This window comes from Vibrio chagasii (assembly GCF_024347355.1).
GTDB classification, from domain to species: domain Bacteria; phylum Pseudomonadota; class Gammaproteobacteria; order Enterobacterales; family Vibrionaceae; genus Vibrio; species Vibrio chagasii.
In genome coordinates this window covers 561,162-584,256 of the sequence record NZ_AP025466.1, presented here as the reverse complement: position 1 = coordinate 584,256, position 23,095 = coordinate 561,162, and the positions used below count along the sequence as shown (strand labels likewise).

22 protein-coding genes and 1 riboswitch are annotated in these 23,095 nt (G+C 44.6%); of the genes, 15 read left to right on the top strand and 7 right to left on the bottom strand.

Features of this window, described 5'->3' with window-relative positions:
- Positions 1-383: 383 nt before the first annotated feature.
- Genes coxB through OCV52_RS18550 form a run of 4 tightly spaced genes read left to right on the top strand, consistent with a single transcriptional unit; the run spans position 384 to position 4,793 of the window.
- Complete coding sequence (gene coxB / locus OCV52_RS18565) at positions 384-1,586, top strand: cytochrome c oxidase subunit II (RefSeq protein WP_137407075.1); 1,203 nt, start codon at positions 384-386, stop codon at positions 1,584-1,586.
- The gene (gene ctaD / locus OCV52_RS18560) at positions 1,583-3,244 is read left to right on the top strand and encodes a cytochrome c oxidase subunit I (RefSeq protein WP_061031239.1); all 1,662 of its coding nucleotides are present in this window, start codon (positions 1,583-1,585) and stop codon (positions 3,242-3,244) included. Before coxB ends, ctaD begins: the two co-directional genes overlap by 4 nt.
- An 11-nt stretch (positions 3,245-3,255) precedes the next feature.
- Positions 3,256-3,879, top strand: a complete 624-nt coding sequence (locus OCV52_RS18555; RefSeq protein ID WP_061031238.1) for a cytochrome c oxidase assembly protein — start codon at positions 3,256-3,258, stop codon at positions 3,877-3,879.
- 29 nt (positions 3,880-3,908) lie between these two features.
- On the top strand, positions 3,909-4,793 hold the full coding sequence (locus OCV52_RS18550) for a cytochrome c oxidase subunit 3 (protein WP_105057991.1): 885 nt from the start codon (positions 3,909-3,911) through the stop codon (positions 4,791-4,793).
- A 22-nt stretch (positions 4,794-4,815) separates the two neighbouring features.
- Here the strand turns inward: OCV52_RS18550 and OCV52_RS18545 are convergent, their stop codons facing one another.
- Positions 4,816-5,046 (bottom strand): DUF2909 family protein, encoded by a 231-nt coding sequence (locus OCV52_RS18545; protein ID WP_061031236.1) that lies wholly within the window; start codon positions 5,044-5,046, stop codon positions 4,816-4,818.
- Here OCV52_RS18545 and OCV52_RS18540 point away from each other — a divergent pair.
- From OCV52_RS18540 to cyoE, 4 genes are all read left to right on the top strand, one after another.
- Positions 4,958-5,857 (top strand): SURF1 family protein, encoded by a 900-nt coding sequence (locus tag OCV52_RS18540; RefSeq protein ID WP_137407076.1) that lies wholly within the window; start codon positions 4,958-4,960, stop codon positions 5,855-5,857. The genes OCV52_RS18545 and OCV52_RS18540 overlap by 89 nt on opposite strands.
- A gap of 59 nt (positions 5,858-5,916) precedes the next feature.
- Positions 5,917-6,525, top strand: a complete 609-nt coding sequence (locus tag OCV52_RS18535; RefSeq protein ID WP_137407077.1) for an SCO family protein — start codon at positions 5,917-5,919, stop codon at positions 6,523-6,525.
- 74 nt (positions 6,526-6,599) lie between these two features.
- Positions 6,600-7,655 (top strand): COX15/CtaA family protein, encoded by a 1,056-nt coding sequence (locus OCV52_RS18530; RefSeq protein WP_137407078.1) that lies wholly within the window; start codon positions 6,600-6,602, stop codon positions 7,653-7,655.
- The gene (gene cyoE / locus OCV52_RS18525) at positions 7,645-8,583 is read left to right on the top strand and encodes a heme o synthase (protein WP_116870880.1); all 939 of its coding nucleotides are present in this window, start codon (positions 7,645-7,647) and stop codon (positions 8,581-8,583) included. The genes OCV52_RS18530 and cyoE overlap by 11 nt, the downstream gene beginning before the upstream one ends.
- Before the next feature lie 110 nt (positions 8,584-8,693).
- Here the strand turns inward: cyoE and gbpA are convergent, their stop codons facing one another.
- Entirely contained in the window at positions 8,694-10,160 is a 1,467-nt protein-coding gene (gene gbpA / locus OCV52_RS18520; protein WP_137407079.1) for an N-acetylglucosamine-binding protein GbpA, read from the bottom strand.
- Positions 10,161-10,232: 72 nt separating this feature from the next.
- Positions 10,233-10,322: riboswitch (cyclic di-GMP riboswitch) on the bottom strand.
- A 322-nt stretch (positions 10,323-10,644) separates the two neighbouring features.
- Between gbpA and OCV52_RS18515 the strand changes: the two genes are divergently transcribed.
- From OCV52_RS18515 to aroG, 4 genes are all read left to right on the top strand, one after another.
- Entirely contained in the window at positions 10,645-10,998 is a 354-nt protein-coding gene (locus tag OCV52_RS18515; protein ID WP_105057994.1) for a transcriptional regulator, read from the top strand.
- 96 nt (positions 10,999-11,094) lie between these two features.
- Positions 11,095-11,766 (top strand): DUF3313 domain-containing protein, encoded by a 672-nt coding sequence (locus tag OCV52_RS18510; RefSeq protein WP_137407080.1) that lies wholly within the window; start codon positions 11,095-11,097, stop codon positions 11,764-11,766.
- Positions 11,767-11,778: 12 nt separating this feature from the next.
- Complete coding sequence (locus OCV52_RS18505; RefSeq protein WP_061031229.1) at positions 11,779-11,994, top strand: DUF3820 family protein; 216 nt, start codon at positions 11,779-11,781, stop codon at positions 11,992-11,994.
- A gap of 312 nt (positions 11,995-12,306) precedes the next feature.
- The gene (gene aroG / locus OCV52_RS18500; protein ID WP_105023172.1) at positions 12,307-13,359 is read left to right on the top strand and encodes a 3-deoxy-7-phosphoheptulonate synthase AroG; all 1,053 of its coding nucleotides are present in this window, start codon (positions 12,307-12,309) and stop codon (positions 13,357-13,359) included.
- 115 nt (positions 13,360-13,474) lie between these two features.
- On the opposite strand, the gene OCV52_RS18495 is transcribed toward aroG, so the two are convergent.
- The 3 genes from OCV52_RS18495 to OCV52_RS18485 all read right to left on the bottom strand — a co-directional run bounded on the left by OCV52_RS18495 (position 13,475) and on the right by OCV52_RS18485 (position 17,621).
- A complete protein-coding gene (locus tag OCV52_RS18495; protein WP_137407081.1) occupies positions 13,475-14,899 on the bottom strand; it encodes a phosphohexomutase domain-containing protein in 1,425 nt (474 codons plus the stop codon).
- A gap of 15 nt (positions 14,900-14,914) precedes the next feature.
- On the bottom strand, positions 14,915-16,399 hold the full coding sequence (locus OCV52_RS18490; protein ID WP_137407082.1) for a mannose-1-phosphate guanylyltransferase/mannose-6-phosphate isomerase: 1,485 nt from the start codon (positions 16,397-16,399) through the stop codon (positions 14,915-14,917).
- 106 nt (positions 16,400-16,505) lie between these two features.
- Positions 16,506-17,621: a mechanosensitive ion channel family protein gene (locus OCV52_RS18485; RefSeq protein ID WP_137407083.1), complete on the bottom strand. Its 1,116-nt coding sequence runs from the start codon at positions 17,619-17,621 to the stop codon at positions 16,506-16,508.
- A 186-nt stretch (positions 17,622-17,807) separates the two neighbouring features.
- Between OCV52_RS18485 and OCV52_RS18480 the strand changes: the two genes are divergently transcribed.
- Positions 17,808-18,464, top strand: a complete 657-nt coding sequence (locus OCV52_RS18480) for a potassium channel family protein (protein ID WP_137407084.1) — start codon at positions 17,808-17,810, stop codon at positions 18,462-18,464.
- A gap of 24 nt (positions 18,465-18,488) precedes the next feature.
- Complete coding sequence (locus OCV52_RS18475) at positions 18,489-19,856, top strand: TrkH family potassium uptake protein (RefSeq protein ID WP_137407085.1); 1,368 nt, start codon at positions 18,489-18,491, stop codon at positions 19,854-19,856.
- An 83-nt stretch (positions 19,857-19,939) separates the two neighbouring features.
- On the opposite strand, the gene msrB is transcribed toward OCV52_RS18475, so the two are convergent.
- Positions 19,940-21,082, bottom strand: coding sequence for a peptide-methionine (R)-S-oxide reductase MsrB (gene msrB / locus OCV52_RS18470; RefSeq protein ID WP_137407086.1), 1,143 nt, complete (start codon positions 21,080-21,082; stop codon positions 19,940-19,942).
- A gap of 202 nt (positions 21,083-21,284) precedes the next feature.
- On the opposite strand from msrB, the gene OCV52_RS18465 reads away from it, so the two are divergent.
- Entirely contained in the window at positions 21,285-21,683 is a 399-nt protein-coding gene (locus tag OCV52_RS18465; protein ID WP_137407087.1) for an OsmC family protein, read from the top strand.
- A 133-nt stretch (positions 21,684-21,816) separates the two neighbouring features.
- On the opposite strand, the gene OCV52_RS18460 is transcribed toward OCV52_RS18465, so the two are convergent.
- A complete protein-coding gene (locus tag OCV52_RS18460; protein WP_137407088.1) occupies positions 21,817-22,866 on the bottom strand; it encodes an OmpA family protein in 1,050 nt (349 codons plus the stop codon).
- Positions 22,867-23,095: the final 229 nt, after the last annotated feature.

The window sequence follows — 23,095 nt, the reverse complement described above, 5'->3', positions numbered from 1 at the left end:
TTCCATGAAAGCAATCGTAAAACTCGATTAAAAATAAATTCCAACGACAAAGACAAGTGGGCTAAGCCATTCTAAATAATTGACTATTTTGTAAGTAAACTTACCTTGAACAATTGGATATCACTAACTAGCCTTTTACATAAATATAACAAAATTGAACAATTTCGCCGTTTTTGAATCTTTCGTTGAAACCTCCAGACTTTGATAGACGTATAAGTCGGTAAGTTAAGAGGATCTAGCAGCCCGTTATAGGCTGTGCTCACGAGAGTAGTAGATTGAGATTCAGCCTTTTCATGCGAAGCCGGTACAGCAATGAGTGCTGTTGTGTTCGCAACGACATTTAGGTCGCATGTATCCAATTAGGAAGGATAAGGAGAGATCTTTTGAAAAGATTACTGGTTAGGCTAGCGTGGCTTTTGAACAGTTTTGTTGTGCTGTCGATTTCGCCGTGGGTGAATGCGAGTAGCGAATATAACATGACACAAGGTGTAACAGAGATCAGTGGTCAAGTGTATGAACTTCACATGTTGATCTTCTACATCTGCTGTGCAATCGCCTTCGTTGTGTTCGGGGTGATGTTTTATTCGATTCTAAGGCACCGAAAGTCGAAGGGCGCGGTGGCCGCTCACTTTCATGAAAGTACCAAAGTCGAAATTCTCTGGACCATTATCCCCATCATTATTCTTATCGCAATGGCGATTCCCGCTACTAAAACCTTGATAGCGATGGAAGACACCTCCCAATCTGAACTCACAGTTAAAATTACTGGCTCACAATGGAAATGGCATTACAGTTATTTTGGCGAAGATGTTGAATTCTTCAGCTTGCTGGCAACCAGTGATAAAGAAATCGAAGGCATTGAAGTGAAAGGCGCTCATTACTTGCTAGAGGTTGATAAACCACTCGTCCTTCCTGTCGATCGAAAAGTTCGCTTCTTGATGACTTCAGATGATGTGATTCACTCTTGGTGGGTTCCGGCCTTTGCCGTTAAAAAAGATACCATTCCGGGTTTCATTAACGAAGCTTGGACAAAAATTGATGAACCAGGCGTTTACCGAGGACAGTGTGCAGAGCTTTGTGGTCGTGCTCACGGCTTCATGCCGATAGTAGTGCATGCCATGGCAGAAGATGAGTTTGACGCATGGTTAGCAGAACAGAAAGAGCTAACGATTGCCGCACAACAAGCGGCTCAAGATGCGTTAGACGCGTCACTTTCTTTGGAAGAGTTGAACACCATAGGTGAAGAGGTATACAAAACTCGATGTGCCGTATGTCATCAAGCAAACGGTGAAGGTATACCCGGAGCGTTTCCTGCTATCAAAGGTAGCCCAGTTGCTCTTGGAGATGTAGATGTTCATATCGACACTATTGTTTACGGTCGAGGAGGCACGGCAATGCAAGCCTTCGACAATCAGTTGACTGAGAAAGAGATTGCAGCAGTCGTGACCTACCAACGAAATGCTTGGGGGAATGACACTGGCGATGTGGTTCAAGCTTCAGATGTTAATGCCTATAAGGTTAAACAGTCGGGTGGAGCGGAAGGCTCTGCGGATGAAGCACAAAGTGATGCTAAGGAGCAGCTATGAGTTCACCAATCGAAAAGCCGGTGAAATCGGCGCCTGCAGAAGACCAGGCTCTAAGTCATACTTTAGATGGTACCTTAGACAGCCATGACTTACCTTCGGACGATCACGATTCCCATGCCGCTCCTAAAGGATGGGCGCGTTGGCTGTATTCAACCAATCATAAAGACATAGGTACGCTATATCTGTGGTTCAGTTTCGCCATGTTCCTAACTGGCGGTGCGATGGCGATGGTGATCCGTGCGGAGCTATTCCAACCGGGTCTGCAGCTTGTTGAGCCTGATTTCTTCAACCAGATGACCACAGTCCATGGCTTGATCATGGTATTTGGCGCGGTAATGCCTGCATTCACAGGGCTCGCCAACTGGATGATCCCTATGATGATCGGCGCTCCAGATATGGCGTTACCTCGAATGAACAACCTCAGTTTCTGGATTCTACCTTTCGCCTTCCTAATCTTGATTGGATCTTTGTTTACTGAAGGGGGCGGTCCTAGCTTTGGTTGGACATTCTACGCACCGCTCTCAACGACGTATGGCCCAGATAGCACAGCTTTGTTTGTATTCTCTGTTCACATCATGGGTATTAGCTCAATCATGGGCGCGATCAACGTTATCGTGACTATCGTGAACATGAGAGCTCCGGGTATGACTTGGTTTAAATTGCCAATGTTTGTTTGGACTTGGTTAATTACCGCTTTCTTGCTGATAGCCGTAATGCCAGTTCTCGCAGGGGCCGTGACCATGGTGTTGACCGACAAATACTTTGGGACGAGCTTCTTCGATGCGGCCGGTGGCGGTGACCCCGTCATGTTCCAGCACATATTTTGGTTCTTTGGGCACCCTGAAGTTTACATCATGATTTTGCCATCCTTTGGTATTGTTTCAGCAATTATCCCTGCATTTAGTGGCAAGCGTTTGTTCGGTTATCACTCAATGGTGTACGCGACCTGTAGTATCGCAATCTTGTCCTTCTTAGTTTGGGCACACCATATGTTCACCACGGGGATGCCCGTCTTTGCAGAGCTGTTCTTCATGTATTGCACCATGTTGATTGCTGTGCCGACAGGCGTGAAAGTCTTTAACTGGGTCGCAACCATGTGGCGAGGCGCATTGACTTTCGAAACCCCAATGCTGTTCACCATTGCCTTTATCGTTCTGTTCACGATAGGTGGCTTGTCTGGATTGATGCTCGCCATTGTTCCTGCAGATTTCCAATACCACGACACCTATTTTGTAGTGGCTCACTTCCACTACGTTCTGGTGACTGGTGCCGTGTTCTCGATAATGGCCGCCGCTTATTATTGGTTACCTAAATGGACTGGTCATATGTACGACCACAAGCTCAGTCTATGGCATTTCTGGACGTCAGTAATCTCAGTGAATGTTCTTTTCTTCCCTATGCATTTCCTAGGTTTAGCGGGGATGCCACGTCGTATTCCAGACTACGCTATCCAGTTCGCTGACGTTAACCAAGTGGTGTCGATAGGGGGCTTCGCCTTTGGTTTATCGCAACTCATCTTTTTGTGGCTAGTTATCAAGTGTGTGAAAGGCGGCGAGCTAGCACCAAGCAAGCCATGGGAACGTGCTGAAGGGTTAGAGTGGACGGTACCAAGCCCTGCGCCTCATCATACTTTTACTCATCCGCCTAAAGTCGATTAGGGAGATGGGCTATGAGTGATAAGCAAAGCGAACTAGATAAAAACCAACCAAAGCGGTCAACCAAGAAGCGATCAACTAAAAAGCTAACGGGTTACTTGGTATTGAGTGTGGTAGCGATGTTTGGCTTCGGTTTTGCTTTGGTGCCACTCTACGATGTGATGTGCGAGGCTTTGGGAATCAACGGCAAAACTAATACCGTGTCTGCGGTACAGCCACGTGGGATGCAGCCAGATTATTCTCGCACAGTTCGTGTGGAGTTTATGTCGCACATCAAACCTGATATGCCCTGGCAGTTCGTTCCTGAAGATCGTGTGTTAGAGGTTCACCCTGGTGAGGTAATTCAAACGAATTACATCGCCAAAAATTTATCAGGAAACTCTCTAGTGGGGCAGGCTGTGCCTTCAGTATCTCCAGGGATGGGGGCGACTTACTTTAATAAGATGGAATGCTTCTGCTTTAACCAGCAGCCATTAGAGGGGCATAAAAGCGCTGAAATGGGTTTGATATTTTACATAGAGCCAGATATTCCAGAATCGATTCACACACTGACGCTCTCTTATACGCTATTTAACATTACGAATGAGGTGGTCGGGGAATCAAGTAGTGCCGAGCCTAATGTAATCGCGAGTAACTAGGAACCAGAATCAACAAAAGGAGTTGAGCGATGAGTTCTAAAAAGGAAGTTTATTTCGTTCCACATCAAAGCCATTGGCCATTAGTCGGTGCCGTTGCGCTATTTCTTGTTGCGGTTGGAGCAGGGTTAACCGTGCAAAACATGGGCACTGATGCCGCTGGCGGTGTGTTCGGTAAGGCTGTGTTGTTCGTCGGGTTTGCGGTGTTGCTTTACATGCTTGCGGGTTGGTTTAGCAACGTGATTACAGAATCCTTGAGCGGCCTCTATTCTGAGCAAATATCCCGCTCTTTCAGGCAAGGCATGAGTTGGTTCATCTTTTCTGAAATCATGTTCTTCGGTGCTTTCTTTGGCGCGCTGTTCTACGCTCGTATGATTTCTGTCCCATGGATTGGCGGGGCGGGCAACAATGAAATGACTCATGAAGTATTGTGGCCAATGTTCCAATCAATGTGGCCGCTGACTACGACACCGGATGGCGTAACAACACAAGCTATGCCATGGCAAGGAATTCCACTCAAAAACACCATTATCCTATTGCTTTCGTCCATCACGCTGCATATGGCCCATCTAAGCCTCGAACAAAACAAGCGCATGGCATTAATCGTTTGGTTAGAGATCACCATCGTTCTGGCTGGGTTCTTCCTATTTTTCCAAGTTGAAGAGTATATCCATGCTTATCAAGATATGGGCCTTACTCTTCAATCGGGAATCTATGGCAACACCTTCTTCTTACTGACGGGTTTCCATGGTTTACATGTCTGCTTAGGGACGATCTTTTTAATCGTGCTGTTGGCTAGGGTTGCCAAAGATCATTTTACACCCAAAGACCATTTTGCATTCCAAGCCGGCAGTTGGTATTGGCACTTTGTTGATGTGGTGTGGTTAGGATTATTCGTGTTTGTATACGTACTTTAGCGAAGCGACAGAGCTAAAGGGCTTAATAAGGACGAGGGTTGGGAGTTATCACTCCTGACCCTAAAGCAAGCAATAGCAGTAACACAGCAACGGCTGACCACATGACTCGACGCCCCAAGAAGTGACTCAGCTTTTTGCCATTGTGTTTGCTAGAAGCGATTTGAATGAGCCCTTTCATTAAGTTGAATGCGATGAAAAATAGCAGGGCAACTAACACAACTTTGAATAACAGGATAAAGGTAGGTGACGCCATAGTGATAACTCCAAACCGTTTGAATCATGATGAACGAACGTTCCGCAGTAAAGGTTTTTGGTTTGCGGTTGCTTTAACTTTGGTTTCAGTCGGCACTTTAATCAAGTTGGGTTTATGGCAGTTAGACAGAGGTAACGAGAAACTACGTTATGAGCAGCAGCTATCGCAGAGATCTGTGCAACCTTCTAAACCACTAGATGCAGTGCTCACTGAATGGCGAGAGGCAAGCGTTGGAACTCAGCAGTCGGTGCCCCCTTCGACCTTAAATGGCTTGAACGCTGACGTCGAATTAGTGAAATCGAGTGGTTTAATTCTCTTGCTGGACAATCAAATCAATCAAGGAACGGTGGGGTATGTGATTTACATGCTGGGCGAGGTTCAAACTCAAGATGGAAGAAAACAGCTTTTGATCGATCTTGGATTCGTTGCAGCAAGTAATGACAGAAGAGAGCTACCAGGAATAGGAAAGATCACGCTACCAATCGAGATGTCTGGTCGCTTGTACACACGTTCGGTGAATCCGTTAAGTCAGGAACTTGGGCTAGAAAACACGACGCCGAAAAGGATTCAAAATATCAACATAGAAGCGTTATCACAATACACAGGGCAAGAGGTGTTACCGTTCGTTTTTCAACCTCAGAGCTTAGATTCATGGCCTTATGAAATGCTATGGCGCCCGACTGCGATGAAGTCTGAGAAGCACTTCGGTTACTCATTTCAATGGTTTGTGATGGCTGCAGTATTGCTTTCGCTGATGTTGTTGATTGGGTTCAGATACTTGAAGAAACATAGTCACATGAATAAGAAGTAAATGCTTGTAACGACATAAACACGGTTAGTGATCGGCAGCGACTAATACAGGGAATCAAAATGGATAAGTCTCAAACACAAACTAAAAAGGAAAGTACCGATGCTAATCTTGCTGCGTTTAAACAGCGCCGCTCACGTGGTCGACTTATCTTCATCGGGTTGATCTTGGTCTTCGCCTTACCTGCCATTATTGCTAAAACTGTATTAGAGCAGAATTGGTACACATCTGGTGTGACAAACAGTGGGGAGTTAGTTGAGCCAAGAGTGACTCTACAAGATTTTGGGCTGACGACGCCGATGGAAGGAGAAGGGTGGTTGGTGGGTTACATTGCGCCAACGGACTGCGATAGCTTATGCGAACAACAACTCCATTACTTGAACCAAAGCTACTTAGCGCTAGGGAAGAACAAAGAACGAGTGACAGCTGTGGTTTTTGTTTCTGAAGGGGATGCATTACCAGGAGCATTTAACAAACCTGATTTGTCATTTCTGTCTGGTGGGGAGCAGTTGAGCACTAAGTTTGCACCAGCTTCGATTGTTATCATTGATCCCCTTGGGCAACTCGTTATGGAATACAAAAGTGTCTCAGAACCGTCGCAGTTAGTCGGGCAGTCCAAAGGCATGGTTCATGACCTCAGAAAGCTTCTAAAGCTATCACGTGTTGGATAGTTGATAAGCGAATCGGTTTGACTGTGGTGACTGAACTCTGGCAGCGAAAGGGAATAAGTATAGGGAGATAAACGATGCAGAACAAAGCCCCTGATTTACTCATGCTCGTGATGCGAGTGACTATCTTACTGACGCTGACAGTGATTGTGCTCGGTGCTTATACCCGATTATCGGATGCTGGGCTTGGTTGCCCTGACTGGCCTGGGTGTTATGGAAAGCTCACAGTACCGTCTGATGCACAAGCAGTGAACCAAGCTAACCTCCAATTCCCTGAACGTGCTCTTGAGGCTAATAAAGCTTGGATAGAGATGATACATCGCTACTTTGCTGGTTCATTAGGGCTTCTCATCTTTGTTGTAGTTGCTTGGTGTATTAAGAAGAACATCACTTCTGCTGGACTACCGTTACTTATTGCAGCAACGGTGATCTTTCAAGCTTTGTTAGGGATGTGGACAGTGACTCTCAAACTGATGCCTGTTGTGGTGATGGCGCACTTGATGGGAGGGTTCACTCTGCTGTCTCTGCTCTGCCTACTGTATTGTCGCCTCTCTAATTTCCAGACTCGGTTCAGTGAAACGACATACTCGGCGACGAGCAAGTTTGCTGCGTTACTTGGCCTGATGGTTGTAATTGGACAGATCTTACTTGGCGGTTGGACGTCTTCAAATTATGCCGCGCTGGTATGTACTCAACTGCCTATCTGTGAAGGTAATTGGATAAGCTACCTAGATTTTAAGAATGCGTTCGACTTTGCACAGCATGGGCATGATAACTATGAGTTTGGTGTGCTCGAGTATCCCGCAAGGCTCACCATACATGTCATGCATAGGTTTGGCGCTATTGTGGCAACGATAACGGTGCTAATGGTCGTGTATCAGTTGTGGAAGCTTGGTCAAACAGCGCACCAAAAACTGGGTGTCATTGTGGCATTGGTATTAGCCGTGCAAGTCAGTTTAGGGATCAGTAACGTGTGGTTCCATCTACCGATTTCAGTGGCAGTGCTTCATAACTTAGTTGCGGCGATGCTGCTTGTCAGTCTGGTTGCGACAAACTTTGTAGTGTGGCAACGAAAACCAAGTGAGCGCTTGGCAAAGAACAGTGTATTACAAGGAGGTAATCATGGTCAGTAGAACTTCAACACAGCATCAAATTGTGGTTCAAGATACCGCTTCAAGTCATGAAGTTGCTGCTCAAAACAAAGCAGCTTGGAAGGTCTATTTAACACTGACTAAGCCTAAAGTGGTTGCTTTGATGTTGTTAACAGCATTAGTCGGCATGTGTTTAGCGGTGCCTAATGGATTGCCATTACAGCAAGCATTATTTGGCATGGTAGGGATAGGGTTGATGGCGGGTTCAGCCGCTGCATTTAATCACTTGATCGACAAGAAGATCGACGGGCAAATGTCTCGTACTAATCGTCGTCCTTTACCATCGGGTGAGCTCAGCAGTGTACGAGTATTCGCCTTTGCAGCAGGTATCGGTTTACTTGGCTTTGTGACTTTAGCCTTGTTAGTTAACCCGCTTACGGCTTGGCTAACCTTTGCGAGCTTATTAGGTTATGCGGTTATCTATACCATGTATTTAAAACGAGCGACGCCACAGAACATTGTCATTGCAGGGATCGCAGGGGCAATGCCACCTTTATTGGGTTGGACGGCAGTGACTAACGAGTTGCACTCCAACGCATGGCTACTGGTGATGATCATCTTCATCTGGACACCTCCTCACTTTTGGGCGCTTGCGATTCATCGTCGTGACGAATATGCCAAGGTAGATATCCCGATGTTGCCTGTGACACATGGGATAACTTACACCAAGACTTCAATTCTGCTGTATACACTATTGCTGAGCATCGTGTGTGTGCTGCCAGTATTGGTTGGAATGAGCAGTTGGATATACCTGAGCGCGTCTTTGGTGCTCAACGGTGGGTTTGTTTATCATGCCTGGGTATTGAAGTATCGTGATGAGCCTAACATGGCGATGAAGACATTCAAGTTTTCTATTTATCATCTCATGATTTTGTTTGTTGCTTTGCTGGCAGACCATTACCTCCTTTAAGATCAGACTTGTAGATGAATACTGAATAAAAAACGGATGCGCTTGGCATCCGTTTTTGTTTGGCTGATTGCTTAGTTTCACTATCATGAAAGTAAGCACAGAGCGATCAATTAGTCGACTTTGTACCAAGCATCTTGCCAGTGTGAGCCTACACCAGGTTCGTACTGAGTTGCCGTTGGTGCCCACTGAATACAGTAACCAGAGTATGGGAACTCTTTACACTGATAAACGCTACCGTCGCTGCTCAGTACTTTTGTACCTTCAGTGTAAGATTCAATGCTTTCAGGGAATACGAAATCGTAATCGCCTGCTGGTGGCGGTGTTTGCTCGTCCATAAGGTGGAAATCAAGCGTGTTTTGGTCAACTAAGTTGCCTTGGTCATCCTTAGTTACAACCACAAGCATGTGGTGGCCAGCTTCAGATTTAGACAGAGTCAACTGAACATCTTCAACTTGTCCGTCTTTAAGTTCAGATTTCTGAGACGCAAGTGCTTCACGATGGTGGTTGTATACCGTGAGTTCTGCTTGAACATCGCCTGTTGCCGCTAGAGTAAGATCAAGTTGAGTCGGTTGACTCTCATCGATAATGTACTCTGATTCTAAACCTGTTACTTCAACTTCATGCTCTGGCTCTGGAGTATCAATCTTGTAGCCGATCTCTACGCTCTTAAAGCCTGAACCTGCTTTTAAGTAAACTGGATTTGAGCCGTATACAGGAGCGAAATCACCTTGGTCGTTCAATTGACCCGCTTTGATTTGCGTCTGCTCTTGGTTGATCTTTGATGCCAATGCATAAGACCAGTTATTCGCTTTACCTTGTTCGTTGTTCTCAATGACTAGCTCTGTGCTGTATGAAGCGTTCTCACCAGATTGGTCAAAGACACGAGTGTAAACGGCATCACCGATGTTTAGGTCGCGAGTTGGGTTGATTTGACCGCCTTGGTCCCAATCAGGAATGATCGGGCCATCGCCATCAAATTTCACATCAATAACGTTGTAGAAAGCCATTGCAGTATCACCCACATCCCAAACAGCAAGAATCACTTGGTAGCCTTCACGCTCAGGGACATTACACAAGTGGCTTACTTGCATTGGTGGCTGTTCCATATTGCCTTCGACTACACAGAATGGTGTTAGATCAAAAGAACTGCGAGCCAAAGGCTGGTTTGGATTCCAGTCTGGTTTTGTAATGTAGTATTTCCAATCGTGAGTCACGTGGTTTGCTGTAAATGTCCACTCAAAGTACTGAGAGCCAGATTGGATAGGGCGTTTAACCCAACGGTCTGCCGTTTGCTCGTCTAGCGCAGCCGCTAAAGAAGATTGCGCACTAGCGATTTTTCCATCAGCAGGGCCAACCTCTGGGAAGCCTTCAGGGCCTTCCACACTTTGCGGTTCGTATTGGATACCACCACAGTTGGTGTTCTTCTCTTGTGTATCACTCGCAGGGAACTTACACAGCGCTACACGGCTTTCAGCTACGCCATTATTGTATGCCGAGACATAACCGTGACCGAAGCTTGCACCACTAACGCTTAGTAGCGACAGAGCGATGAGTGATTTTTTTGGGAGTTGTTTCATTATTTGTCCTTACTGTATTTGGCCGACAAAAAAGAGAACACTCCGGCACGCATTTGCACTTAAATCCTATTAAGTGGCAGCTCCGCTATCATAGACAGAATAATTGTCGACAGAGCGGTGGCTTTGCGTCCTATTCTTTCAAATAGTTTGCCAGAAGTGCGTTTAAGCAAGCGAAATGTAGTCAACGCGTTTTATAAATGCGAATGAATAGATTGAAATGTGGAATGCTAATCTCGAACTTTTAATTCTTGTCACAAATTAACTTGCTAAATGTATTCTTTATTTACCTATAAGTGATTGAAATAAATTAAGAAAGCATTTGCTCTAATTGTTTTTATGAATGGTTTGGGTGCTTAACTTTAGTTGCTGATAACGATTGAGCGCATATCAAAACCAAACCTTTGGTTTCCACTAACCAAACCCTGACACGTTATGTATGAAAAACCGGACAATTAATTGGTATGAATTATATAAAGGAGTCAGTATGGAATTCACTGAACAAGATAGAGAAGCGTTGTACCAAACGTGGATGTCACAAAAATCGCGAATGCGAATCACGCAGATGGAGTTTTCAAAGAAGCTTGGAATGAGTCAGCTTGATTTCTCAAATATGTTGCGAGGGGAGTCGCCGCTGACTATGTCATTTGTGAGCCATTTCTGTCGTCTACTTCACTTGGAACCGAGAAACGTATTCCCGTCACTTAAAGAAGGAAATGACTCTGGTCCTAAAGTGGTCTATCTGAAAAGTAGAATGAGTGTTGATGGAGAGATCCAAAATGCTTACATCGAAGGAAATCAAGTTATCGTAGAGTATGCTCACACTGTTCAACACAACTAATTTTAGAGTTAGCTCTGAGTTATAGCCCCTTTTTCTACAAACTTTTTACATATGGTATAGCATACTTGGGTGTTTTTCTTCCAACCTAAGTGCGCTATGAATCCTCTAAAACTATTTTTGCTTGTCGCAACCAGCATCTTTTTGTTTGGTTGTGCAGGCGGCCCAATCAAGACTGCTACCAAATTCACCACTTATGAAGATTTTCAGCCTGGCCCTGACGGGGGAGTTGACCTCGTTTGGGCAAGATTAGGGCTGCGTGACGCCGACCGCTTGAAGAGTAAGTTGGATGACTATGATTCTGTCGTCATTGACCAAATCTTTGTGCTTGCCGAAGAAGGTTCGTTAGATCAAGAAGAAATTCAGGAACTTACCGACCACATGGTGAACCGATTAGAAGAGAAAATATCACCTCACAAAGTGATCGTTGGTGAGCCGACGGGCAAAACGTTACGCCTGAGTATCGCATTGAGTAACGTTGAAACGCCAAATCCTATCTTAGCCGTTACCAGTAGTGTCTTACCTTTTGGTCTTGCCATGTCGACCATCTCAAAAGTTGCGACAGGAGAGCACACCAATGTTGGTAGTGCGAGTGTCGAGCTGCTGGTGAGTGACGCTCAAGATGGCACACCACTGTTCGCATCGATCGATCGTGAAGCCGGAAATAAGGACTTTTCAACTATGATCGATTCACTTGATGATGCCAAAGATGCAATCAACTATTGGGTTGAACGTTTAGGTGATACTCTACAGAACATCGATGACGCATAGAAAGACCGAACAATGCTAGAGAAAGAGAACCTGATTAAGTTGGCTCGAATGCAGATGCCATTTGGAAAGTACACCGGCCGCACACTAATTGACTTACCTGAAGAATATTTGTTGTGGTTTGACAAGAAAGGGTTCCCAAACGGTGAGCTAGGTGACCTGCTCAAACTGTGCCTAGCGCTAAAAATAGAAGGGCTCGACAGTGTCGTCAAGCCATTGAAAAGAATGTAATTAATTATAAAGCTCACGTTAACAGCGTGGGCTTTTTTGTTTCTGTTGATAGAACAGTTTTGTTGACAAGTGATGGGTGAAAAAACATTCAACGTTATCCTATTGAAATTGCGCAATCGATAGCGTGTAAATAAAGTTATACAGGGTGTTTTAAATATAAAACACAAAAAAAATTGCGTTCTTTTTAAATTAGTGATTGAAACTGGCGTTTTTACTAGTTAAGTTACAGGGAACAAGAAGATATGTGCTGATGGAAAGTTACGTGAGATAACGTACATTCAGCTCAAGGATAGATATAGGAAGAAGTAAGCAATGTTCCAGACTGATGATGTAAGAATTAACAAAGTAAAAGAGTTATTACCCCCTGTTGCTGTTTTAGAAAAGTTTCCAGCGACAGAAGTTGCTTCTTCTACAACCTTTGAAAGCCGTAAAGCAATTCACAACATTCTAGAAGACAAAGATGACCGCCTATTGGTTATCGTTGGTCCATGTTCTATTCATGATCCAGAAGCCGCTCTTGAATACGGTAAGCGTTTGAAAGTTCTGCGTGACGAACTAGGCGATAAGCTAGAAATCGTAATGCGTGTTTACTTTGAAAAACCACGTACTACCGTTGGCTGGAAAGGCCTGATCAATGACCCGTACATGGATGACACGTTCAAGCTAAACGATGGTCTACGTCTTGGACGTAAGCTATTGCTTGATCTAACAGACATGGGTATGCCGACGGCAAGTGAATTCCTAGACATGATCACGCCTCAATACGTAGCAGACTTAATTAGCTGGGGTGCAATTGGCGCACGTACTACGGAATCTCAAGTTCACCGTGAGCTAGCTTCTGGTCTTTCATGCCCTGTTGGTTTCAAGAATGGTACTGATGGCAACATCAAGATCGCAACAGACGCAATCCGCTCTGCAAGTGCTTCTCACCACTTCTTGTCTGTAACTAAGTATGGCCATTCAGCTATCGTTGAAACGGCTGGTAACCCTGATTGTCATATCATCCTACGTGGTGGTAAAGAGCCAAACTACAGCGCAGAGCACGTTGGTAAGATCAAGCAAGAGCTTGAAGCCTCAGGCCTACCACAGAAAGTAATGATCGACTTTAGCCACGCAAACAGCTCTAAGCAATTTAAGCGCCAACTGAACGTATCGGATGACGTGAGCGCACAGATCTCTGGTGGTGACAAAGCTATCTTTGGTGTGATGATCGAATCTCATCTAGTTGAAGGCCGCCAGGATTTGGTTGACGGCAAAGCTCCAACATATGGCCAGTCAATTACTGACGCTTGTATTGGTTGGGAAGATACTGAAACAGTACTTCGTCAACTGGCAGATGCAGTTGAAGCTCGCCGTAACAAGTAAATTAGTGACTTTAATTAGTCTCTAGAACGACTTAGACAATTGAAGCCCTTACTCGCTTTTGTGAGTAAGGGCTTTTTAATAGTCTCTAATCGCTAATAGGAAGTGACCTGTATTTTTAAACTAGGAAAGACACTAGCTCGTCGACTTTAAGTGACAACAAATCTTTATCTTGCTTGGTTTCTACATTAAGGCGGATTAGTGGCTCGGTATTGGATTTCCTTAAGTTAAAGCGCCAAGTACCCATATCCATGCTAATACCGTCGGTATGATCTATGTTTACAGCACGCTTTTGGTAGCATGAAAGTACACGAACGATAGCTTGTTCTGGGTCTGCTACCTTGCGATTGATCTCTCCAGAAGAGGGGAATCTTTCTACGCTAGAGCTGATAAGTTGATGAAGCGATTGTTGAGTCTTACTGATCAGTTCGATGACGAGTAGCCAAGGAATCATCCCTGAGTCGCAATATCCAAAATCACGGAAGTAGTGATGTGCGCTCATTTCTCCACCGTACACAGCGTTGAGCTCTCGCATTTTCTCTTTGATCAAAGCATGCCCAGCTTTTACGCCCACTGCATTTCCACCTAATCTCTCGGCAACCTCTATTGTATTCCATGTCATGCGCATGTCGTGTAGTACAGTTGCATTGGAATCCTTCAGTAAGAAGGCTTCGGTTAGCAGACCGACGATGTAGTAACCCTCAATGTAATTACCTTTTTCATCAAAGAAGAAACAACGATCAAAATCACCATCCCAGGCGATGCCAAGGTCTGCGGAGTGCTCTAAAACAGCATCGCGAGTCGCAGCTTGGTTTTCTTTGAGTAAAGGGTTAGGGATGCCATTTGGGTACATCCCATCAGGAATGTGGTGAACCTTGATGAAGGTGATTGGAGCATTCAGTTCATTGAATTTGGTCTCTAACGCATCAATGACATGCCCAGCAACGCCGTTTCCCGCGTTAACGACAATCTTCATCGGTGATAGCTTTGACGGCTTTATGTAAGAGAGTAGGTGATTCACATAAGGAGCTAGGATACTGGTCGCTCTAATGGAATTATCGGCTTGTTCATGGCTGATCGGTTGTTCGCTTACGCCCTCATACTGTAGAGCTTCAATACGCTGTTTAATTACATCTAACCCATTGTTTTTACTGATCGGATTAGCGTCTAGACCGACTAACTTCATACCATTGTAATTGATTGGATTGTGGCTTGCTGTAATCTGGACTCCGCCAATGGCTTGTAGGTGGCGAGTCGCAAAGTAGACTTCTTCTGTGCCTGTCATACCGAGATCTACCACGGTTATCCCTGATTCAATCAAACCCTTGGTCATCGCTTTCTGCAGTGGCAATGAGGTTCCACGATTATCACGACCAATGACTACTTGAGCCAGCTCATCGAATGACGTTTTAGATGTTTCTGCAAGGACATATTCGGCAAATGCTATACCAAGCAGGTAAGCTAGGCGCTCATTGATTTGTTTACCAATGATTCCTCGGATATCGTTATTTTTAAAGCAGCTGAGATCTAAATTCTGTTTCATTCTATCGTCGCTGCTTTAGTTCGATTTGTTGATTTGAGGTGAGCTAGGTTGTTCGCTTCGCCCGTAACTATCTTGATATCGAATAATGTCGTCTTCACTCAAATGGCTACCGGTTTGTACTTCGATCATTTCGAGTGGAGCGTCCCCTGGATTTTCTAGGCTATGTATGTGTCCTAGCGGAATATAAGTGGATTGGTCTTCTTCAACGAGATAGGTTTTCTCATCATTGGTCACCTTCGCAACACCTGCTACAACAACCCAGTGTTCTGCTCTATGGTGATGCATCTGTAGGGATAACTTGTGACCGGGTTTAACGGTGATGCGTTTAACCTTGTCGCGTTTGCCTAGGTCAATTACATCGTATTTACCCCAAGGTCTAAACACTTCGCGGTGATGAACATGTTCTGTGCGATCTGCTTGATTCAGTTGGCTGACAATCGATTTCACGTCTTGAACTTTGTCTTTGTTCGCGACGAGTATGGCGTCTTTTGTTTCGACAATAATGAGATTCTCGACACCTACAGTCGCAACCAGTTTGTTTTCAGCGTGGATATAGTTGTGCTGAGAATCGACAGTTAACACATCGCCTTCAATCACATTGTTGTGTTCATCTTTATCACTGACATCCCAGATTGCAGACCATGAACCAATATCATTCCAACCAACATCCATAGGGATCACCGCAGCATCCGACGTTTTTTCCATCACGGCATAGTCGATAGAGTCGCTCGGGCTGCTTTGGAATGCCTCGGCGTCAATACGGATGAAGTCGAGGTCGGTATTTTGCTTTTCGAGCGCGCTTTTGCAGGCCTCAAGGATCTGTGGATGATGCTTTGCTAGCTCTTCTAAGTAGCGTGATACTTTAAACATAAACATGCCGCTGTTCCAGAGGTATTGCCCTGAGCTAATGTATTGTTCTGCGGTGGCTAGGTCGGGTTTTTCAACGAAACATTCAATGGCAAAAGCATGATGGGAGAGTGGTTCTCCTTGTTTTATATAACCATAGCCAGTTTCTGGTGCGCTTGGAGTAATACCAAAAGTAACCAGTTTACCTTGTTTTGCGTATTCAACACCTCTCGCCACCGTCTGCTGAAATTCCGCTGTTTTAGCGATGTGATGATCAGCAGCCAGTACCAATAATATTGGATCTGACTCATTTTGTTGGTTACATCTGGTGTGATTTAAAGCCTGTAATGCAGCGAGTGCGATGGCGGGAGCTGTGTTTCTTCCGACAGGTTCTAGCAAAATACCACTGTGTTCTATGTTGGCCGAGCGAGCCTGTTCCGCAGCAATAAAGCGGTGCTCTTCATTACAGATAATGAAGGGAGCCGCACATTCTGCATTACTCAAGTGCGCTTCAAGACCTTGAAGACGCAAAAGGGTTTGCTGGAGCATCGATTGTTCGCCAGCAATATTGAGGAACTGCTTAGGATAAAGCTCGCGAGAGAGGGGCCAGAGGCGGCTACCAGAGCCGCCAGCTAGAATGACAGGTAAAATCATAGCGTGGTACAGGGTGCATTAAAATTCTGGCGCCATGTTACCACGCTTCACACTTTTTAATTATCGATAAGCCACTTACTTGTCGATAAACAGTAGAGCCGTTGTTTTATCGAGGTCCTTCTACGCTAGGAAGTGCCACATCCTGAACTTCACTCAAACCTTGCGGATCGATTTTTAGTGTTTGAGTTGGGAAAGCGATATCCGCATTGTGCTTATGAATAATTGCTAGCACCTGCAGTAGCACATCCTGTTTCACTTCATGGTATCTCACCCAATTGACGGTTTTAGTGAAGGTGTAGATAAAGAAGTTCAGTGTTGATGGGCCAAACTTATCGAAGTTCACGATGAGCGTCTGCTTAGCATCGATGTCTGGGTGCGTTTCAAGCATGGCTTTTACGTCATTCACGATAACAGCTAACTTGCTCGCGTCTTCGTAACGAAGCCCAAAGGTTTCATTGATGCGGCGGTTTAGCATTCGTGATGGGTTCTCCACCACAATGTTACTGAATACCGAGTTTGGCACGTACAGCGGGCGTTTATCGAATGTACGAATGATGGTCATGCGCCAGCCAATACGTTCGACGGTACCTTCGATTTGACGGTCAGGAGAGCGAATCCAATCACCGACTTTAAAAGGTCGGTCAAAGTAGATCATCATGCCACCAAAGAAGTTCGAGAGTAGATCTTTTGCTGCTAAACCGACAATCAAGCCACCTACACCACCAAAGGTCAGCAAGCCTGATAGGCTGAGACCGAATGCTTGCATGATCGTCAGGCCACCCATGACCATAAAGAACAGGCGAGCTACTTTTGCGATCGCCTGTACTGTCGTTTCATCTCTATTTTTCTGTTCTAAGACGTATGTTTCAGTATTGGTGATCATTCGCAAGGTGAACCAAACGAAAGTACATATGATTAAAATGTGTTTTAGCGTTTTTAACCAGTTGATTTCGTTACCAAATTGGTCTTGAAGGATCAACCCAATAGAGACAGTCGCCGGCCAACACCATAGTAGCGTACTGACTGGAGTTTTCAGTGCTGCTAGTAGCAGGTCATCCCAGTGAAAAGGGGTTTTCTGTACCAGAATTTCTAAGCGATTGTGGATAATTCGCCAAGCTACCCAAGCGAGAAAACTCGCAATAGTGATGAATAGGACACTGTTGGCCCAATCACTATGGCTCTGGTTAATGTAGGTTTGTACTTGGGTTAAGAATTCATTCATTGTGTGTGCTGCCGCAGAAATTATGAATTGGAAATTAGCAGAAACTCGAGTTGTTCTCTACCTTTATAAATCAAGCGATTATGACAATAGTATAACCTTATTATTGCAGAACTAACTTTTTTTGAGATAGAAACTAATGTAGGTTTGACTATCACGTGTTATTAAAATTTCTAAATAGGATTTCAAATGAGCGACAAACAATATGCAGTTATCGGTTTAGGGCGTTTTGGTTTATCTGTGTGTAAAGAGCTGCAAAGTTCTGGCGCGCAGGTATTAGCCGTCGATATTGATGAAGAGCGAGTGAAAGAAGCCGCGGCCATTGTTTCACAAGCGATTGTTGCTAACTGTACGAGTGAAGAGACGGTTAAAGAGCTCAGGCTCGACGAGTACGATATGGTAATGGTTTCGATTGGTTCTGATGTGAACTCGAGCATTTTGACTACTCTCGTCGTAAAAGAGTCGGGGGCTAAAACGGTTTGGGTTAAGGCGAACGATAAATTCCACGGCAAGATCCTTTCTAAAATTGGCGCTGACCACATTATTATGCCGGAGCGAGACATGGGAATTCGGGTCGCGCGTAAGATGCTAGACAGGCGCGTTCTTGAATTTATTGACCTTGGCAGTGATTTGGCGATGACTGAAATTGTCATTGGCTCAAAACTCTTGGGTAAACAACTTCGTGATTTGAAGCTTTGCAAAGAGGTGGGTGTTGAAGTTCTTGGTTTTAAACGCGGACCGAATCTGACTAAAGCGCCTGAACTGGAAGTGAGTTTAGAAATTGGGGATGTGGTGATCATCGCCGGGCCTAAAGAGACCTTATCTAGAAAATTACGTAATTGGTAATGGTAACTGCAATAAGGTAACAGTATGAATTCGTTTCAACGAAAAGGTACTTTTTATACCCTTAAGAGAGATGAAAAGCCTCGTAAGGGCTCTGAACCTAAGATAATCCTGACCAGTTTCTTAGGCGTTCTAATTCCCTCGGCCATCTTGCTGACGTTGCCTGTTTTCTCTGTCACGGGGCTCAGTTTTACGGATGCGCTGTTTACTGCGACCTCTGCAATCAGTGTGACAGGCTTAGGTGTCGTCGATACGGGCGAGCACTTTACTTTAGCTGGAAAAATCTTGCTGATGTTCTTGATGCAGGTAGGTGGGCTAGGGCAGATGACTTTATCTGCGGTACTGCTTTACATGTTTGGTGTTAGGTTAAGCTTGAAGCAGCAGGCATTGGCGAAAGAAGCATTGGGACAAGATCGTAAGATTAACCTTCGAAAATTGGTCAAGAAGATAATCGTCTTCGCATTAGTGGCTGAATTTATTGGTTTTGTATTGCTCTGCTTCCGATGGGTGCCTGAAATGGGCTGGGCAACCGGAAGCTTTTACGCACTGTTTCATGCGATATCAGCCTTCAATAACGCAGGTTTCGCTCTGTTCTCAGATAGCATGATGAGCTTTGTTGACGATCCATTGGTGATCTTTACCTTAGCGGCTCTGTTCATTTTTGGTGGCTTAGGCTTCACGGTGGTCGGTGACTTATCGAGTAACTGGCGCAAAGGCTTTCAGCATCTACATTTACATACCAAGATCATGCTAACCGCAACTCCGACTCTATTGTTGGTAGGTACGGTATTATTCTGGCTGTTGGAGAGAAATAACTCTGCGACTATGGAAGGGTTATCAACTCAAGGCCAATGGCTGGCGGCGTTTTTTCAATCAGCAAGCGCTCGTACCGCTGGCTTTAACAGTGTGGATTTGTCTCAGTACACGCAGCCTGCTTTATTGGTGATGATTGTGTTAATGCTGATTGGTGCTGGTTCTACCTCAACCGGTGGCGGTATTAAGGTATCGACCTTTGCAGTTGCTTTTGTCGCGACTTGGACATTCCTACGTCAGAAAAAGCACGTCGTGATGTTTAAACGTACGGTTACATGGCAGGCGGTCACCAAGTCATTGGCCATTATCGTGGTCAGTGGGGCGTTATTAACTACGGCGATGTTTTTGTTAATGCTTACCGAAAAAGCCGCGTTTGATCGAGTCATGTTCGAGGTGATTTCTGCCTTTGCAACGGTAGGATTGACGGCTGGGTTAACCGCAAATCTAACCGAACCTGGCAAATACATTATGATTGTTGTGATGGTTATTGGTCGTATCGGTCCTTTGACGTTGGCGTATATGTTAGCTCGCCCAGAGCCTTCACTGCTCAAATACCCAGAAGACACTGTTCTAACAGGCTAGCGCGTTTGTTAATGAATCAGAAAACATAAAGCCAGCGTTATGCTGGCTTTGTTGTTATAGGTGTAGCGTTAATCGCTGAATGCTTAGCCCTCAAACATCTCTACATATTCATCATAGCCTTCTTCATCCAGTTTATCTGCTGGGATAAAGCGCATCGCCGCTGAGTTCATGCAGTAACGTAAGCCTGTTGGTTTAGGACCATCTTTGAAGACATGACCTAAGTGAGAATCACCAAATCGGCTACGAACTTCTGTGCGTGGGTACAACAGTTTGTAGTCTGTGGTTGTCACTACGTAAGCTTCGTTGATTGGTTGGGTAAAGCTCGGCCAGCCCGTACCTGATTTGTATTTGTCTTTTGACGAGAACAAAGGCTCACCGGTAACGATATCAACATAGATACCTTCCTCTTTGTTATCCCAGTATTTGTTGTCAAATGGGCGCTCAGTAGCGTCTTCTTGCGTTACATCGTATTGAAGTGCTGTAAGCTTCGCTTTGATCTCTGCATCAGACGGTTTTACGTATGTTTTAGCATTCGCTGTCGCATTTTTACTGTCGATGATCTGACGTAGTGTTTTAGGGTTGTCCTTTCTATCATCACCGAAGATTTTATCTAAATACTGATCACGACCTGAAGCGTAGCGGTAGTAGTTATAACGAACCTTACTCTTCTTGTAATAATCTTGATGGTAATCTTCTGCTGGCCAGAACTTCTCAAATTTGATCAGTTCTGTTTTTAGTGGTGCACCAAAGATTTGAGCCTTGTCGATCTCCATCATAAAGTTCTGAGCAACGTCTTTTTGCTCTTGGTTATGATAGAAAATGGCAGGTCGATATTGCGGACCACGGTCTACGAATGACCCTTTGTCATCGGTTGGATCGATATGTCGGAAGAATTGGTCAAGTACCTTTTCATAGCTAACAACATCAGGGTTATAGGTCACGTTGATCACTTCGATGTGACCAGACTTACCTGAAGAAACTTGTTTATAGGTTGGGTTTTCGAGCTCGCCACCAGAGTATCCAGAGATAACGTCTGTTACGCCTTTTAGTTTCTCTAAGTCAGACTCTGTACACCAAAAACAACCACCCGCGAGTGTCGCGATTTCACTTTTCCCTGAATTAGCCGTTTTATCCATTGTATTGGCAGTGCCAGTTTGGCTGACAAACAACGAAATCAGTGGTAGTGCAACCACGAGTGATACCAATATTTTAGATAATTTATTCATAGATACCTCATCTTGACGTTCTTTTTCATTCGATTTTGAATGTACGAATAGAGACAGGTTTTAGATGGAAAAAATTGCACTATTCATGAAAAAAATATGTGTCAGAGAAAATCTTGCTCATGAATGCTACCAGTAGTAGGGTGTCGATACTAACAATAAATAACAGACAGTGATGGCGGTTATCGGTCATCTAAGGAACAGCATGCAAGCAGAAGTTAAATGGGTCGAAGGTTTTAAATTCTTGGGTCAATCTCAATCAGGCCACTCTATTGTTATGGATGGCAGCGGTGGTGCAACGGCACCAAGCCCGATGGAAATGGTCCTTATGGCCGCTGGTGGATGTAGCTCTGTTGATGTGGTAGATGGCTTGAAATCTGCTGGTCAAAACATTACAGGTTGTAACGCAAAGCTTGAAACTACACGTCGTGAAACCGCGCCAAAAATCTTTACTGCGATTAACATTCACTTTGAAGTTTCAGGTGACAACCTTGATCCTGAGTTAGTTGCAAAAGTATGCGCTGATTCATTGGAAAAGTACTGTTCAGTGTGCCTAATGCTAGGTGCAGGCATAGAAATGACGCAAAGCTGGGAAATTGTTTAATTCTGAGCAAATGACAGCGCATTAGAGTTAGACCACTATCTTCAGTGTCAAACAGATATAGAAAAGGGCGGAGCACTTATCAGTGCTCCGCCCTTATTATTAAGTAAGATATCGTGATTGCGGCGGGATGCGATTATTCCACTGTCTCTACGATTACTTCTTCAACTTGGACTTTTTCCTGGTACTCAAAGCTTGGAATTGTTGCTTCGACACGACGGTTTTGTGCACGACCTTCAGCCGTATCGTTGGATGCGATTGGGTTTTCTTCCCCTTCACCAGAAGCGGTAATGCGGCTTGACTCAATGCCTTGCTCTTCGATGTATGCTGCTACTGCTGCCGCACGTTTCTTAGAGATCATCATGTTGTACTCAGCTGCACCTGTTGAATCTGTGTGACCAACAATGTTAACGGTAGACTGAGGGTATGTCTGTAAGACTTCCACAATTGGCTGTATAGCGGCTTTACCTTCGTCTGAAAGCTTTGCGCTGTTAGTCGCAAATGTGCCTTGAGAGAAGCTCTCAGTTTGTGCTTTGGTAACTACTACCTCAGCTTCCTCTTCAACAACCACAGTTTCTGGCTCTGTGATTGGTTCAGACGGGGCTTGAGTTACTGCTGCCGCCGCTGTGGCAGTACCTGTGCCAAAACTGTAACTTATGCCTATAGATAGGAGATTTGAGTTTAGGTTTTGTACAAATTTGTCGTCGAAATCATCAAAATATTGGTATTCAAGACGAAGCGCCCAATCAGGGGATAATTGCTTTTCTAGACCAATACCAGCGGATAATACAAAATCATCTTCACCGCCGTGTGAAATGTATGCAGGACCTGCTTTGAAAAAGACATCAAACTTTTGTTGTATAGGTAGACGGTACATTGGTGTTAGTGATATCGCGATCAAAGGGTCACTGAATGTAGCTGTTGTTCCATTTTTTGAAAAGCTCGTCTTGTAGTCACCCAAGAAGTCGGAACTAAGTTCGATACCAAGTCTCTCATTAAGTCTGTATCCAGAATAGATTCCTGCACCGATAGCATCATCATCACACTTTTCACCGCTAACGCACGCGCTGTCTAGCCAGCCCATGCCTAACTTACCGCCGACATAAGTCGTAGCTGCGATTGAAGGTGCTGCTGCTAGACTGGAAGCGGCAACAATAGCACTCATGATTTTCGAGAGTTTCTTCATAATTTTGTCCTTGGATTAACTCTTGTTGTTTGAACTCACCAAAACCATCACTTAATAAGGGGAGACACTGCTGAAATAAGTGAATCAAGGTGTGTTCAGTTGAACATATATGTTTATCGTTACTTAAATGGTTGGCTTGATTGAGTGTTGGAGTCAATCAATTTGTTAGATATTATATATTTACGTGACCTTTATTGTTTAGAGGATGGTTATATTTAAGCTATAGCCT